Genomic DNA, 14,986 nt, shown 5'->3' with positions numbered 1-14,986 from the left:
TAGGGCCGCCTGGCAGAGCGTCAACTGCCCGCCCATCCTCGTGTTCGAGGATGGGCGGGCAGTAGGTTTCTGCTCATGGTCCACCTGTGTCGCCATACGTCCTCGTTCAGCGGAGGAGGACTGCGAGATCATCGCGGCGGGTGATCGTCCACGGTGGACTCGGTCGGTGCGGGCGTGCACTGCGGATCTCGCGGCCTGCCACGTCAGCGGGCTCGCAGCGCGGCCCCATGCGCGAGGCGGGCGAGGAGGTCGCCGTGGTGCTCGACGCGGTCGAGGACGTCCTCGGGGGCGAAGACCAGTTGGTCGGCATGGCGGCAGGCCCTGACCTCGTCCCAGGTGAGTGGGGTGGCCACGGTCGGCTGCTCGCGTCCGCGCAGGGAGTAGGGGGTGATCGTGGTCTTGGCGGGGTTGTTCTGGCTCCAGTCGATGAGCACCTTGCCCGTCCGCAGGGCCTTGGTCATCTTCGCGGTCACCGCGTCCGGGGACTCGGCGGCGAACCGCTCGGCCACGGTCTTGGCGTAGGCGGCGGCCGTGGCGGGATCATCGGCGTGCAGCGCGGCGTAGATCTGCATCCCCTTGCCACCGGAGGTGCACGCGACCGGGCCCAGGCCGTCAGCGGTGAGGACGTCGTGGAGGTGTTCGGCGACGCGGGCGCACTCCACGATCGTCGTGCCGGGTCCGGGGTCGAGATCGAACACGACCCGGTCCGGCGCCAGTCGTCGGTCTCCGCCGCCGACTGCCCACTGTGGTACGTGCAGCTCCAGCGCGGCCAGGTTGGCCACCCACACCAACCCGGGCAGGTCATCGAGCAGCAGGTACTCGATGACGCCCGGCCCCCGGCCGCTGCGGGAGCCGGTGCTCGGCAGGTGCGCGGTGCGCAGCCAGTCGGGTTTGCCGTTGGGCGCGTTCTTCTCGTAGAACTGCTCGCCGCCCACGCCGTCGGGGTAGCGGATGAGCGTGACGGGCCGGTTCTCCAGGTGCGGCAGCAGGATGGGCGCGATGCGGCTGTAGTAGTGGATGACCTCGCCCTTGGTGAACCCACACGGGTACAGCGGCTTGTCCAGGTTGGAGATCGTCAACCGACGCGATTCGACCTGCACGGTGACCCGGGCCGCCGTCCCCACCGGGGGCTCGTCCCGTTCGACCCGTGCCTGCGCGGAGCGCGCCGCGGTGCTGGGCGCGGCGACTTCGGCGGGGTCGAGGTCGTCGCGCAGGCCGCGCCAAGCGGTGTGGCGCAGCCGCCCCGCACCGCGGGTGAACTGCCGGTACACCACCTCACCCACCAACTCCGGCTCCACCCAGGACACGCCACGCACGTCCTCGCGCGGCGGGGCGACCGCGAACGGGTGCGTGGCCCGCTGCTGCAGCCGCGCAGGCAGCTCGCGGCGCTCGCGTTCGCTGAACCCGGTTCCCACATCACCCAGGTAGACCAGGTCACCGGTGGTGGGGTCGTGGGCGCCGAGCAGTAGTCCGCCGAGGGAGCCGGTGAGCCGGTTGCGGCCGGGCCGCCATCCACACAGGATTACGTCCTGGGTCCGCACGAGGGGGTGCTTGAGCCAGGCGCCCGGGCGCTTGCCGGGGGAGTACGACGCGTCCCGCAGCTTGGCCACCAGACCCTCCGCGCCATCGGCGGCGGCCGTGGCGAGCAGGTCTTGCGGGGTCCGCCGGTCGGCGGCCAGTTCGTCGAACCCAACCGCCCGCAGCACCGCCACCCGGTAGGGGTCGGGCATCGGGATCTCGGCCAGCCGCTCTCGACGTTCGACGAGGGGCCGGTGCAACAGGGGCGTGTCGCCCTCGCGCAGGAGGTCGAAAGCCAGGAACCGCACCGCGACGTCGTCGAACCGGGTTTCGCGCTTCGGTGCGGCGGCGTGGGCGCGGTAGCGGCCACGCCGCTCCTGCAGCAGTGCGAACTCGACCCGGCCGTGCTCGTCGTAGGTGACGATTTCCCCGTCCAACACCACCGCCCCGACCCCGGTGCCGCCCTCGTACACCTCGGCCAGCTCGGGGAACTCGTCGGTGAAGTCGATGCCGTTGCGGCTCGTCAACACCGTCGTTCCGTCGGCGGCGATCCGCAGGCAGCAGCGGTAGCCGTCGAGCTTGTACTCGTAGACCCACTCCGGGCCCGACCGCAACCTGCCCGCGTCCGATTTGGCCAGCATCGGCTCCACCCAGCCGGGCACCCGACCGGAGGCCTTTCGCACCACTGCGATCACCTCCCGGTAGCCTGCACTCCGCCAGGCGACCGTAACCCGAACGGCCTAGTCTCGCCGCCGGATCTTCCCCGTGGCAGGGTGGCCGCTGCGGCCTTGCCACTGCACCGAACCCGCAGCGACCGACCATCCGGTCTCGATCGCACCGCGTCGAGACGAGCAGGCGAGGGTGAGTGCGCCGCGGTCGACGGTGATCTCCCCCGATGATTGGGTGGCGGAAGGTCTTCGTGAGCACCGGACGGACCGGACGGGTATGGACCGCAGACGACCTGGCGAACGAGTTGTCACTTGCGTACCTCCGCCGCCCGCGACACAGTCCCCGTGGTGGAGCGCTCGGGGGTCGAGCACCCGGGCCGGATGTCGATCCCGGCCGGTCCGCTTCGACCTCTGGGGTGGAGGTGCCCGCACCGGGCACCCGACGACGCGACGAGAGGACGTGGGCATGGGTCTGCCCGTAGTGCACTTCGAGGTGATCGGGACCGCGCCGGACGCGCTGCGCGACTACTACGCGGGGCTGTTCGACTGGCGGTTCAGCACCGGTGACGCCACCACCGAGAAGGTCTCGCAGCCGGGGAAGTACCACTTCGTGGACGGCGGCGCGACCGGTGACGGCAATGGCATCAACGGCGGGATCGGCGGCGGCGACGGCTTCGAGCGCCGCGTGCTGTTCTACGTCGGCGTGCCCGACGTGGAGGCCGCGCTGAGCAAGGCCGAGAGCCTGGGCGGCAAGCGGCTGCTGGGACCGGAGCCCAGCTCCGGCGACTTCACCGTCGGGCGATTCGCCGACCCCGAGGGCAACGTCATCGGGGTCGCGGGACCGTCGGCGTAACCGCGACCCGCGCCCAGCCAGGTGCGGGAGGGACGCGGCGAGGACCTGCTGCTGATCCGCAGCGACCCCGAGGACAGGAACCCCGCTGCACCTGCGCGCGCCGCGGCTCCCGGCTGCCCGCGCGCCCGCACCGGGATTTCGCGGCGGACGAGGACGCTGTGCGGGAGGCGTTGCTCGCCGCCGCGACCGGTGGCCCGATAGCGGGATCCCGCGCAGCCAGGGGGTTGGTGAACCGGGTCGGCTCCCGCAGGCCGGCCGACCAGTCGCGCGGCGAGCAGCGCTACGTCAGCGTCGGACCCGGGTGGGGAGGGAGACCAGTGCGCCGGTCAGCCCAACGGCGTCACGCCGCTACCGCCACGGGTTCCGGTGTCCGCGCCGCGGTAAACGAATGCCCGACCAGGAGGACACCCAGCAGGGACAGGGCCGCGCACAGCCACACGGTGGGGCGGAGGCCGAGGGTGTCGCCGAGCAGGCCCGCGGCGAGGGCTCCAAGGCCTGCGCGGCTGTGGTGACCGTGCGGAGGGTGGCCATCACACGGCCGAGGATGTCCTCGGGAACAAGGTCGGTCATCGCGCCGGTCAGCCCACACTCGCGATGGCGCCGAAAGCGGCGGTCATGGCCAACCCCAGCACGGCCAGGCCGGGCGCCACGGGCAGCGGACTGCGGGCGAGCGGCAGAACGAACGCCGCCCCCCACAGCGCCGATGCTGCCCAGGACCGCCGTCCACCGCAGACCCCGTCGCCGGACCATGCGCCCGGACAGGAGAGAACCCAGGAGACCGACCAGCCCGCTGACGGCGAACAGCACGCCGTAGAGCCACAGCGGCACGGCCAGATTCGGTCAGCGGACACCGCCGCGCCCCGGTCGGTGGCACGGATGCGGGCGAGCAGCACGAGGTGCACCACTCAGGTGAGCGCGTCGAGCACCAGCGCGACAGCCGCGGCGATCACCACACCCGCCCGCGCCTTGTACGACGGCTGGGTAGAAGCAGCTGACTGACTACCCTCGGCCGCCACCTCCAGCGCTACTGCCCCTGCGTCGAGCGCCAGGGCACCAGCCAACCCCAAGCCACACCGTGGAACCACGCGCACCCGGCGACGACCCGAACCGGCTGCCGAATCCCGGCTCACAGCCGATGACAGCTTTTTCGACCCGGGCAGGCATCCGCCGCCACGACCAAACTCGGGCACGATGACCGTCGACCACCACGTCCGACACCCGGAGGGTTCCGATGACACCACTGGAGGACTTCGACAACCGAGTCGCCTCGGCAGCCTCGGACGGGACGCCTGTGGGGTACTTGTGGGTGCGCGTCCACCGGGTCGGGGATGACCACGCGGTCAACCTCACTTTCGCCCATCGCGACGACGACAGCGAATGGGAGCACCTGGAAGCGGAGGATCCGGAGGGTACCGACGCATATCCGGCCCTCCGGTCCCATCAGGTCGACTGGTTCGGCCCGGTGCTGGACCTGACCTGGCTCGACGACGCCGCAGCCGAGACGGTGCGATCCGAGCAACGGCTCAGCGAGCCCTGGGCCGCCCGTCCACCCTGGTCTCCGAGGTCAACTCCGCTCTCTCCCGACGCACGAGGCGCAGGACACCCACACGATGACCGCCTGCTGAGCCAGCGGCCGGGGATGCCGCGCCGTACCGATCACCACCGTCGCCCCTGTCGACCCGAAGGGTCTACCGACTTGGGAGTGTGTGCCGCACATGCGCGATCGTTGGGAGTGGGCTGGTGAACTCCTTGAGGCCTGCGTCGTCGTCGTTCGTCTACAAGCCCGTCTGCGCGCCTGTCACCGGGCGGAGGTGGTCGAGTGGGCGTTGGGTCGTCGAGAGTCCTGGATGTACCCGTATCCCGAAGGTGGCGTGCCTGGCGCCCCGGAAGGCTGGATGGGGCAGAGCGGGCGCGAACCCAGTCGAGTCGCCGCCGGTCACGCGCGTCACGGAAGGGGTGGGGGCGCGGTCGAGCGGGTACCCCGGGTCCGTGTCCCGCCCCACCCCGCTCGCGCTCGTCCGCGCCACCGCCGTCGACGTGCGCGGGGCTCTGCGGGGCCGCGACCTCGTGCTGTGGGCTGCTGGGCTGACCTTCTTCGGCGTCCTCGCCGTCGTCCCGCTGCTGATGTCGGCCCTCTGGGGAGCCGCCGCCGCGTTCGGTCCCGCGCTGGTGGTCGACGGAGCGCGGCTGCTGGGGGAGTCGCTGCCCGCGGCGCACGACGCCCGTCCGGCGCTGACGGCGCTCGCCGACGTGGCGGTGCGTGCCTCCTGGCCGGTGTTGGTGGCGGCTGTGCTGCCCGCCAGCCTCTACGGGGAGGGGCTGCGGCGCGGGCTCATCGCCGTCACGGGCGGTCCGGTCAGCGGGTCGACGGGGTGGGTGGGCAGGCTGCGGTTCCTGCCGGTGCTCCTCGCCGCGCCGGTGCTGGTGGCGCTCCCGCTGGTGTTCGCGCCCGTCGTCGCGCCCCTGTACGCCGCGGGTGGCTGGTCGACGGTGCTCGGAGTGGTGCTGTCGTTCCACCTGGACCTGGTGCCGGTGTGCGCGGTGGTGGGTCTGGTGCTCGCGGGTATCGGGCCCACGGCGCTGTCCGTTCGTGCGGTCGCCGTCACCGCGTTCTGGCTCGGTGCGGTGCTCACCGGGTTCCTGCACGGCTACGTGCTGTTCCTGGCGATCCCCGTGGACTGGTCGCTGCCCTTCGGCGGTCTGCCGGTCGTCGGCGCCGTGGTCGCGTCGGCGCTGTGGCTGTTCCTGTTGCACCTCGTGCTGCTGTTCGGGTATCGGGTCGCCCTGAGCGCGCGCTCCGCCTCGGTCCATGTGAGAAGGGGAACCCCCGATGACGCTGTTCGACCGGATCCGCGACCGTTGGCCCGCGGGGATTCCGGTGCGGCCGCTGGCCGAGCAGAGGTGGCGGGAGCAGACCCCGACCTACGCGCAGGCGAGCCCGGCGGTGATCGGGGCGGCGGCGAAGCGGGCGGCGACCCGCCCGTCGGGCAACTGGTTCGTCCTGGCCGCGAGCGCCGACATCCGCGCTGACCGTCCTTTCGGGACCTCGGTCGGACGCCACGAGCTGGTCGCCTGGCGCGCGGCGGACGGCGCGCTGGTGGTCGGTTCCGGGGTGTGCCCGCACCTGGGGGCCCCGCTCGCCGCGGGGCGGGTCGACTGCGGCGTGCTGCGCTGCCGCTGGCACGGACTGGCGCTCGACGCGAGCGGCGGCCCCGGTTGGCGGCCGCTGCCCGCCCACGACGACGGTGTGCTCGCCTGGGCGCGTCTCGACGACGTCGGCGGCGAGGCGCCGACTCCCGCGCCGGTACTGCCCCACCGCCCGGATCCGCACGCGTCGATCGCCGCCGTGGCGACGCTGACCGGGGTGTGCGAGCCGGAGGACGTCGTCGCCAACCGCCTGGATCCCTGGCACGGTGCCTGGTTCCACCCGTACTCGTTCACCCGGCTCACCGTGGAATCCGCCCCGGACGCGACCATGGACCTGCCCGCGGTGCAGGACCGCTTCGTGGTCGCGGTGACGTTCCGGGTCGCGCCGCGCCTCGGGGTGCCGGTGCGGGCGGAGTTCTCCTGCCCGGGGCCCCGCACGGTCGTCATGCGCATCACCGAGGGGGAGGGGGCGGGCAGCGTGGTGGAGACCCACGCCACGCCGCTGTCCCCGGGCGCGGACGGTCGGGCGCGGACCGCGGTGGTGGAGGCCACCATCGCCACCTCCGACCGGGCGGGTTTCGCCGCGGCGCGCCGGTTCGCGCCGGTGCTGCGGCCGCTCATGCGGCGAACAGCCGCCAGGCTGTGGCGCGACGACCTCGCCTACGCCGAGCGGTGCTACGCCCTGCGCGTCCCGATGACCCGCAACAGCTAGCGGGCCCGCGCGGCGGCGGCCTCGGCGCGCCACCGCGCCCACCAGGCCCGGGTCAACGCCGGTGCGGCGACGAGTGCCTTCCTGGCGCGCCCCACGGCGGCCCGGCCCGCGAACACGTCGTGGTCCATCGCCTCGATTCGGTCCAGGATCCCGGAGTAGAGGGTCAAAGCGGTGGCGATGCACGGCCGGGATCCCGGGTGCAGCATGGCGACGCCGGGCGCGGCGAAGCGGTAGATGGTGCGGGTGCGTGCGACCTGCTCGGCGACCGCGCGGCGCACCGGCGGGTCCGCCGCGCCGCGCTGCCTGCACCAGGCGAGGCGTTCCCGGTCCACACCCGCCGCCGCCAGTTCGTCGGCGGGCAGGTACACCCGGTCGCGGTCGAGGTCTTCGGCCACGTCGCGCAGGAAGTTGGTCAGTTGGAACGCCTCGCCCAGCGCCGCGGCGCGCGGCGCGGCCTCGGCGGGGTCGGCGGTAGTGCCCAGCACCGGCAGCATCTGCAGGCCGATCACACTGGCCGAACCGTGGGTGTAACGGCGCAGGTCCGCCCGGGTGGGGTAGTCCCGCACGCGCAGGTCCATCCGCATGGAGTCGAGGAAGGCGGTGAACAGCGCCGGGTCGATCCCGTGGCGCTGCGCCGTGTGCGCGAGGGCGACCACGACCGGCTCGTCGCCGAGCCCGGTCGCGAGCCCGAACGACAACTCCCGTTCGGCGCGGTCGATGGCCGCGCCCACGGTGTCCGGGGTCGCGCCTTCGGCGGGTACGTCGACGAGGTCGTCGACCCAGCGGGCGAACCCGTACAGCGCGTGCACCGCGGGCCGCTGCCGGGCAGCGAGCAGGCGGGTGGCGAGGAAGTACGTGCGGCCGTGTGCGGCGTTGAGCGCGCGGCACCGGGTGTAGGCGGTCCGCAGCGCCGGATCGGTGATCCCGGCGGCGTCCAGTTCCCGGGCACTCACCGCGGCCCCCGCCCCACCGCGGTGGTGCGTGATCGCGTTGTCGCGGGCTCACCGGTGATCCGGTCGGCCGCAAGCCGACCGGAGATCAGCGCCGTGGGTACCCCGACCCCCGGAACCGTGCCGGAGCCCGCGAGCACCGCGTTGGCGGTGGCCCGGGGGAAGTTGCCCGGGCGGAACGGCCCGGTCTGGGCCATTGTGTGCGCGTAGCTGAACGGCGTGCCCGCCACGAGGCCACCACGCGCCCAGTCGGCGGGCGTGGTGGTGTGCAGGACTTCCGCCTCGCCGGTCAGGCCCGGTAGCAGGCGGTGTTCGACCACCTCCAGCACCCGCGCGGCGTAGGACTCGCCGTGCCGGTCCCAGTCCAGGCGGCCGCGGTCGAGGTTGGGCACGGGCGCCAGCACCGACAGCAGGTCGTGGCCCGGCGGGGCGAGGTCGGGATCAGTGGCCGTCGGCCGGGTTATCAGCAGCGACGGGTCGGTCATCGTCCGCCCTTGGTCGATGAGTTCGCGGAAGGTCTCCCGCCAGGCCGCGCCGAAGCTGATCACGTGGTGGCCGGTGTCCCACCGGCGCGGTACCCCGAGGTGCACGACCAGGGCCGAGGGCGCGGGCCGCAGCCGCACCGGCCGCCTCGGCGCGCCGCCGAGGAGCCGGTAGGCGACGTGCGGCTCGGTGGTCAGCACCACCGCGTCGCACGGCACCCGGGACCCCCGGCTCGTGCGCACGGCGGTCACCCGATCGCCCCGCCGCTCCAGCGCGGTGACCGGCGCGCCGTACTCGAACCGCACCCCCGCCGCCGCGGCGGCGGAGGCGAGCGCGTCCGGCAGGGCGCGAACACCGCCCCGCGGGAAGAACACACCGGCCACGGTGTCCATGTAGGCGATCACGCCGTACACCGCGAGGGCGCGCCGCGGCGGGACGCCCGCGTACAGCGACTGGAAGCTGAACACGCGGCGGAGCCGGTCGTCGCCGATGAACCGCCCGACCTGCCGCTCCAGGCTGCCGAACCCGCCCATGGCGACCAAGCGCGCCAGCGCGGGGGACAGCAGCGACAGCGGCGAGTCGGTGTTGGCCGCGATGAACCGGTCGTACTCGACGCGGTAGAGCCGGGTGAGCCAGTCGCGCAGGCGCAGGTAGCCGCGCGCCTCGGCCGGGCCCGCGAACGCCCGCACCTCCTCGGCCATCGCCTCGGCGTCGCTGCGCACCGCCAGCCCGCTCCCGTCGGCGAACCGGGCGTCGTACACCGGGGAGAGCGGGATCAACGACAGGTGATCCTCGAGCGCCGCGCCCACCGCGCCCAGCGCGTCCGCCACGAGGTCCGGCATCGTCAGCACAGTCGGGCCGGTGTCGAGCCGGTAGCCGTCCACGTCGACCCGGCCCGCGCGCCCACCGGGCACGTCCTCGCGCTCGAGCACCACCACCTCGCGGCCCCGACCGGCGAGGTGCAGCGCGGCGGCGAGCCCGGAGAGACCCGCTCCCACGACCACCACGCGATCCGTCCGCCCGCTCACAGTCCGCACGTCGACGCTCCCTAGTGGCTTCGGCTGCCGCACGAGTGCGCCAGGTGGAGGAGACGATCGCGCGCCGGGTCGGGCAGAGGCACCCGCGAGAGGGCGGCGATCCCCTCGGCCAGCCGCTGCCCGATCAGGCGCTCCGCCCATTCGCGCGCGCCGGTGGCCGCCAGCACCCGCAGGTAGCGCTCGACGTCGTCGTCGGTGAGCCGGTCGAGGCCGTCGAGCCGCGCGAGTTCGCGACGGGCAGCGGGATCGGCCCGTTCCCTGGCCAGCACCACGACCGCGGTGGCCTTGCGCGCCCGCAGGTCCTCGCCCACCGGTTTGCCGGTCACCTCCGTCGAGCCGAACAGGCCGAGCAGGTCGTCGCGCAGTTGGAACGCCTCACCCACGACGCGTCCGTAGCGCCCGAGGGCGTCGAGCTGGCCTTCCGCAGCCCCCGCCAGCTCCGCGCCGAGTTCGAGTGGGCCGCGCACGGTGTAGTCACCGGACTTGGCCCGTGCGACGTCGCGCACGTCGTCGAGGGCGGGCAGGCGACGGGAGTCGTTCACCAGGTCGCGGAACTGGCCCACCGCCAAATCGCTGCGCATCCGGTCGTAGCGGCGCATAGCCCTCCCGAGCGCGGCACCGTCGACGCCGCTCTCCCGCAGCATCTGCTCCGACCACACCAGGCACAGGTCCCCGGCCAGCACGGCCGCCGACTCGCCGAACCTGTCCGCGCACCCGGACAGACCCTCCCGGCGGTGCCACTCGGCGAACACCACGTGCGCCGCGGGCCGCCCGCGGCGCAGCGCGGAACCGTCCATCACGTCGTCCTGCAACAGGGCGAAGCAGTGCAGCAGCTCCAGGCTGCCCGCCGCGCGCACCGCGGCCGGAGTGGGTTCGGCGACGCACGACCACCCCGCCAGGAAGAACGCGGACCTGACGTACTTGCCGCCCGCGGCGAAGCCGGTCAGCACGGCGGCCAGTTCCCCGGCGTCCGGCACCGCCACGTGTTCGGCGCACCGAGCGGCCACGAAGCCACCCACCTCGCGCATCACCTCGACGCGCACTCGGGCCTGCCAGCGGGCTGCCTCCGAGGGGACCTCGGCGCGGATCGCGGTGCTCACGGACCTTGGCGCTCCTGGTTCTCGAGTCTGCGCGGCGTGATCGAACGGGACCATCGTGCCACCGTTCGGGTGATCCTGCATCGGGTGTGCATCGGTTCTCCAACGGCTTACCCATCCAGCGCCGTCCCACTCGCGGTGGACCGCGGTGGTGCGAGGATGTTCCGCGTGACCGATAGGGCGGCGGTAGAGCAGGTGACTCGCACAGCCGGGCAGGTCGCCCGGCTGCTCGGCGTCGCCGAGTCGACATTGCGCGCCTGGCACCGCCGCTACGGCTTGGGACCCGCGCCCGCCCGCCCCGGCGGGTACCGGCGCTACGCCGACCACGACCTCGCCCGCCTGCAACGCATGCGCGACCTGGTCCGCGGCGGTGTCCTGCCCTCGGACGCCGCGCGCGTGGTGGTTGGGGAACCGGACCACCTCGATCCGAGCCAATCACTGCCCGCCCTGCTGGCGGCCGTCAGGGACCTCGACGGCGGGCGTTGCCTTGCGCTGCTGGAGCGCGTGCTGGCGGGCAGTGGCGTGGTCGCGGCATGGGAGCGGCTGTGCCGACCGGCGTTCGCCGCCGTCGAGGCCGACCAGAGCGCGGACGCGGCGCGGGGCGCGGCGGGCGGGTGCGTCGCGGGCGAGCACGTGCTGTCCTGGGCCACCTCCACCGCCCTGCGGCGCCGAACGGCCGAGGGCAGCGCCCATCGCGGCCCCGCCGTGCTGCTCGCCTGCACCGACGGCGAGCAGCACACCCTGCCCGTGGAGGCGCTGGGCGCCGCACTGGTCGAACGCGGCGTCCCGGTCCGCCTGCTCGGCCCGGCGGTCCCCGCCGAGAGCCTGGCACGCGCCATCGACACGACCCGTCCCGAGGCCGTCGTGCTCTGGTCCCAGCGTCGGGAGTCGGCGCGGACCGGCCCACCCCACCACCCCGCACTCCTCCTCGCCGGCCCGGGATGGACCACCGCGGACGGTGCCGCGCCGCTGTCCTCGCTCACCCACGCGCTCGAACGGCTCACCTGACCGGCCGCGTCCCCGCGCTGCGGCACCGCCGACACCGCCCCGCGCGCCTGATCGGTCCAAGCCGCGCCCGAGCACTCCACAGAACCCCGCCCGCGCCATCCCGGTCGTGGATCCCGTGCGATTGAGCCGGGTGCCGGTGTCGATGTCGATCGCGGTCAACCGCGCGCGAAGAACCCGTCGAGGGTGTCGCACCGGTCAGGGCTGCCGCCCACCTCGACGGTTCTCGTGCCGAAACTCGATACGACCTCGTCGAACCCGAGGAGACCGGACCACCGCCGCGCCCGCCCGAGTGCGCGGGTGCTGCGCAACACCGCGGCGGGTTGCCCGTCGCTGGTGATGAGGACCTGGCCCAGGTCGTCCTCGACCAGTGCCGTCATCGCCGCGGTGACCGCGGTCGGCGGCAGCGGCCGGTCGACCACGAGGTGCGCCCGGGCCCGGTGCCGCTGATCCGACGACCAGGCGCGGGTGTCGGCGATGCCCGCGTAGAGCCCGCCGACCCGCGACCGCGCCGGGAGTCGGACCCGGAGGTCGCGGAAGTCCTGGCGCAGCAACGAATGCGTGACGCGGACGACATCCGCCCCGGGCGCCGGGTCGACCAGCACGTCGGGGACGGCCGCGGGCAGGGGCGCGCCCCTGGTCGCGGGTTCGGGGATCAACGCGGCCAGGCGCGCGGTCTGGGCGTCCAGGTCGCAGGTGCCCGTGCGCCCCTCCCAGGGCGGCCCGTCGTGCCAGGCGACGGCGTCGGACTCGTGCACGAGCACGGCGCCGTTGTTCCAGGCGCGGTAGCCCAGGTCCCAGTCCTCCCCGCCGTAGCCGGTGAAGCGCTCGTCGAACCCGCCGAGGTCGGCGAACAGGCTCGCGCGACACGCCAGCACCGCGCTGATGACGTAGCGGAAGCTGCGGCCGTCGGCGCGCAGCAGGTCCGCCGTGGCGCGGTAACCCGCACGCAACCAGTCGGGTGCGGGCAGCGCCGGGGCCGTCGCGGGGTCGTCCCCGGGACGCAGTGCGCTCAGGTCGGCGTGCGCGCGCCGACCCACGGCCAGCACATCGCGGCAGCGCGTCACCCGTCGGGTGAGCGCGGCGAGGAAACCGGGTCCGGGGACGGTGTCGGCGTCGAGGAACACCAGGACCTCCCCCCGCGCGGCCCGGGCGCCCATGTTCCGCGCCGCCGCTGCGCGGAAGCCGAGGTCGGGTTGCGTGAGGACGGTCGCGTCGGGACACACCGGGGCGTGGGCCGAGCCGTCGTCGGCCACGACGACCTCCAGCGCAGGCGTGGTCTGGGTCCGCAGCGCGGCCAGGACGAGTGCGAGCTGGGCGTGCTGCTCGTAGTGCGTGACCACCACGCTGACCGCGGGCGCGGGCACCGGGTCGGTGCCGAGCAGGTCCCAGCGGTTGTGCGGGACGTACGCGTCGGTGCTCACGCGGCGACCCCGCAGAGTGCGTGGTAGAGCCGCACGTGCGCCGCGCCGACATCGGGCCACGGCGGCGTGCTCGACAACCACGTGGACCCGACCGAGTCGAGCGCCGCGGCCACCGCCCGGTCCAGCGCGGAATCATCGGCGCACAGGGCCAGGGAGCCGGGGTGGCGCCGGTGCAGTTCCACGGCGTAGTCGCCCGGTGCCGCGAGCGGGCGGCGGCGCGAACCCCACCAGGTGAGCAGCGTTCCGCTGGCGCTGGCCCGGTCGTGGAGCACCAGCGGCACGGTGATCGCCGCGGCGGCGGCGGCCATGTCCGCGTCCGACAGCGTCCCGGTGACCACCAGGTCCACCCCGAGGTCTGCCGCCCGCTTGGCCAGCGACCGCTCCAGGTCGGCGTGCCCGGGGCTGGTGCTGCCCGCGGCGACGACGCGGGGGTGCAGCGGGCTGCGCGCGGCGGCGTCGATGGCGCGGGCGTGGCCTTTGCCGGGGTAGAGGAAACCCAGCACGCCCAGCACCGGCTGGTCGGCCCACCACGGCCGGGGCCCGGGCGCGGGCAGCGACGGCAGCGGCAGGTCGATGACGTGAACCTGCCGGTCGGTGAAGGCACGTGCCTTCACCGCTTCGTGTCGGGAGGAGACCAGGATCGCGTCGCACACGCCCGCCACCTCGCGGTACCCCGAGATCCGTTCCCGGTCGCGGCGCGCGTCCGGGTCACCGCCGGGAACGTCGTGCAGGGTCACGACCAGCGGCCGTGGCGCCGTGGCGGCCCAGTCGAGGAAAGACCGCGTCGCCTGCGCGATGCCGGCCCCATAAAGGGAATCGGAGAATTGTGCGTGGGTGAGGTCGGCGTCCGAGTGGGTGGGGTGGAAACCGTGCTCGCGCACCGCGTCCGCCACCAGGGCGGCGTGCCGGACCACGCCGTGGCCGCTGGGGCCCGGCGCGTACGCGCGCACCCTCACCGCGTGCTCGCCAAGGCCGCGGCGTAGACGTGCGCGTGGATGTCGGCGATCGCGCGACGTTGCGCGGCCCGGTGTTCGGGGCGGGCGTGCCACGACGGCCGGTCGCGGTGGGCGGCGCGCACCGCCGCGGCGAGCGAGTCGCGGTCCAACCCGGACTCGTCGTGGCCGTAGACGAGGCAGGGCGCCTGCTCGGCGTAGTAGCCGCAGTTCGGCACCAGCACCGCCGTGCCCAGGTCGTGGCAGGCCTCCAACCAACCCGAGTGGGTGCCGAACCGGTACGGCAACACCGACAGGTCCAGCCCCGCCAGGTAGTCCCACAACTCGTCGTCGGAGAACGGTCGGTGGACGCGCACACCCAGGTCCGCGAGCCGGGCCGCCACCGCGCGGCCGCCCCCGTCGTCGTGCGCATCGATCAGCAGCCGCGCCCCCGGCAGTTCCGCGACGACCGCGGCCAGCGCGCGGGCGACGGGGACCGGGTCGCTGTTGGCGCGCTTGCTCTTGACGTGCAGGCCGACGGCGAAACCCGCGCGCGGGGGTCGCGGCAGGGCGGCGCGGGCGGCTCCGACCACGTGCGGGTGCGGCACGACCACCGCCGTGCGCCCCCAACGGCGCGCGATCTCCGCCGCCGCGCCGCCGGTCAGGGTGATCACCCGGGTGGCGGCGGGTACCAGCACGTCCAGCGCCGCGGCGTGCCTGCCCGGGTCGTCGTGGTGCGGGTTGCGCAGGTCGTGGACGGTGAGCACCAGGGGGTGCCGCGTCGCGGCCAAGGCGGCGACCAGGTCCCGCAGTTGCGCAAGCGAGCGGTCGTCGAAGCCGAAGTGCACGTGGAAGACGTCGAACTCCGCGGCGTGGCCGAGCACCCAGGCGGGGTCCAGCATGGGCGGTGGCCACCACCTCCCGGCCGGGGCGCCGGGTACCTCCACGTCGGCGAGCCGGACCACCCGTGCGTCGCCGCTCGGCGCCGACAGGTGCCGGACGTACACGTGCTGTTCGGGAACGGACGCGACGCGCAGTGGACAAGCTAGGGGCACGGGCGCGGATGCCCGGCCGACCCCGCCCGCAAACCCCGGTGCCCCGCGGACCGTTGCGCCGCAACGATCTTCGGAGTTGACAGCACCCGACTCACGGGTTGAACC

General features: G+C 74.1%; 12 protein-coding genes. 4 read left to right on the top strand and 8 right to left on the bottom strand.

Annotation, left to right across the window (positions count from 1 at the left end):
- Positions 1 to 203: 203 nt before the first annotated feature.
- Positions 204 to 2,204, bottom strand: coding sequence for a DNA ligase D (gene ligD, locus V5P93_RS19300; protein ID WP_374065045.1), 2,001 nt, complete (start codon positions 2,202 to 2,204; stop codon positions 204 to 206).
- Positions 2,205 to 2,652: 448 nt separating this feature from the next.
- Here ligD and V5P93_RS19295 point away from each other — a divergent pair, with 448 nt between their 5' ends.
- Positions 2,653 to 3,039, top strand: a complete 387-nt coding sequence (locus V5P93_RS19295) for a VOC family protein (protein ID WP_104480610.1) — start codon at positions 2,653 to 2,655, stop codon at positions 3,037 to 3,039.
- Positions 3,040 to 3,944: 905 nt separating this feature from the next.
- On the opposite strand, the gene V5P93_RS19290 is transcribed toward V5P93_RS19295, so the two are convergent.
- Positions 3,945 to 4,106, bottom strand: a complete 162-nt coding sequence (locus V5P93_RS19290) for a hypothetical protein (RefSeq protein WP_181043627.1) — start codon at positions 4,104 to 4,106, stop codon at positions 3,945 to 3,947.
- A gap of 970 nt (positions 4,107 to 5,076) precedes the next feature.
- On the opposite strand from V5P93_RS19290, the gene V5P93_RS19285 reads away from it, so the two are divergent.
- Both V5P93_RS19285 and V5P93_RS19280 read left to right on the top strand, forming a co-directional pair.
- Complete coding sequence (locus tag V5P93_RS19285) at positions 5,077 to 6,069, top strand: YhjD/YihY/BrkB family envelope integrity protein (RefSeq protein WP_245931425.1); 993 nt, start codon at positions 5,077 to 5,079, stop codon at positions 6,067 to 6,069.
- Positions 5,984 to 6,898, top strand: coding sequence for a DUF5914 domain-containing protein (locus tag V5P93_RS19280; protein WP_245931424.1), 915 nt, complete (start codon positions 5,984 to 5,986; stop codon positions 6,896 to 6,898). The genes V5P93_RS19285 and V5P93_RS19280 overlap by 86 nt, the downstream gene beginning before the upstream one ends.
- Here V5P93_RS19280 and V5P93_RS19275 read toward each other — a convergent pair.
- Genes V5P93_RS19275 through V5P93_RS19265 form a run of 3 tightly spaced genes read right to left on the bottom strand, consistent with a single transcriptional unit; the run spans position 6,895 to position 10,468 of the window.
- On the bottom strand, positions 6,895 to 7,851 hold the full coding sequence (locus tag V5P93_RS19275) for a phytoene/squalene synthase family protein (RefSeq protein ID WP_104480607.1): 957 nt from the start codon (positions 7,849 to 7,851) through the stop codon (positions 6,895 to 6,897). The two genes, V5P93_RS19280 and V5P93_RS19275, sit on opposite strands and share 4 nt — an antisense overlap.
- Positions 7,848 to 9,368 carry a phytoene desaturase family protein gene (crtI, locus tag V5P93_RS19270; protein WP_104480606.1) on the bottom strand — a complete coding sequence of 507 codons (1,521 nt, stop codon included), beginning with the start codon at positions 9,366 to 9,368 and terminating at the stop codon, positions 7,848 to 7,850. The genes V5P93_RS19275 and crtI overlap by 4 nt, the downstream gene beginning before the upstream one ends.
- An 11-nt stretch (positions 9,369 to 9,379) precedes the next feature.
- The gene (locus V5P93_RS19265) at positions 9,380 to 10,468 is read right to left on the bottom strand and encodes a polyprenyl synthetase family protein (RefSeq protein WP_245931423.1); all 1,089 of its coding nucleotides are present in this window, start codon (positions 10,466 to 10,468) and stop codon (positions 9,380 to 9,382) included.
- A gap of 192 nt (positions 10,469 to 10,660) precedes the next feature.
- Here V5P93_RS19265 and V5P93_RS19260 point away from each other — a divergent pair, with 192 nt between their 5' ends.
- On the top strand, positions 10,661 to 11,473 hold the full coding sequence (locus V5P93_RS19260) for a MerR family transcriptional regulator (RefSeq protein ID WP_181043626.1): 813 nt from the start codon (positions 10,661 to 10,663) through the stop codon (positions 11,471 to 11,473).
- A 155-nt stretch (positions 11,474 to 11,628) separates the two neighbouring features.
- Here V5P93_RS19260 and V5P93_RS19255 read toward each other — a convergent pair whose 3' ends face one another.
- From V5P93_RS19255 to V5P93_RS19245, 3 genes are read right to left on the bottom strand one after another with little or no spacing between them, the layout of a single operon-like run.
- The gene (locus V5P93_RS19255) at positions 11,629 to 12,894 is read right to left on the bottom strand and encodes a glycosyltransferase family 2 protein (protein WP_181043625.1); all 1,266 of its coding nucleotides are present in this window, start codon (positions 12,892 to 12,894) and stop codon (positions 11,629 to 11,631) included.
- Positions 12,891 to 13,850 carry a glycosyltransferase family 4 protein gene (locus V5P93_RS19250; protein ID WP_146108134.1) on the bottom strand — a complete coding sequence of 320 codons (960 nt, stop codon included), beginning with the start codon at positions 13,848 to 13,850 and terminating at the stop codon, positions 12,891 to 12,893. The genes V5P93_RS19255 and V5P93_RS19250 overlap by 4 nt, the downstream gene beginning before the upstream one ends.
- The gene (locus V5P93_RS19245; RefSeq protein WP_245931422.1) at positions 13,847 to 14,728 is read right to left on the bottom strand and encodes a glycosyltransferase family 1 protein; all 882 of its coding nucleotides are present in this window, start codon (positions 14,726 to 14,728) and stop codon (positions 13,847 to 13,849) included. The genes V5P93_RS19250 and V5P93_RS19245 overlap by 4 nt, the downstream gene beginning before the upstream one ends.
- Between the last annotated feature and the right edge of the window lie 258 nt (positions 14,729 to 14,986).

Source organism: Actinokineospora auranticolor (assembly GCF_041897805.1).
GTDB lineage: Bacteria > Actinomycetota > Actinomycetes > Mycobacteriales > Pseudonocardiaceae > Actinokineospora > Actinokineospora auranticolor.
Note: the sequence above shows the minus strand (reverse complement) of the source record. Positions and strands in the feature narration are given on the sequence as shown.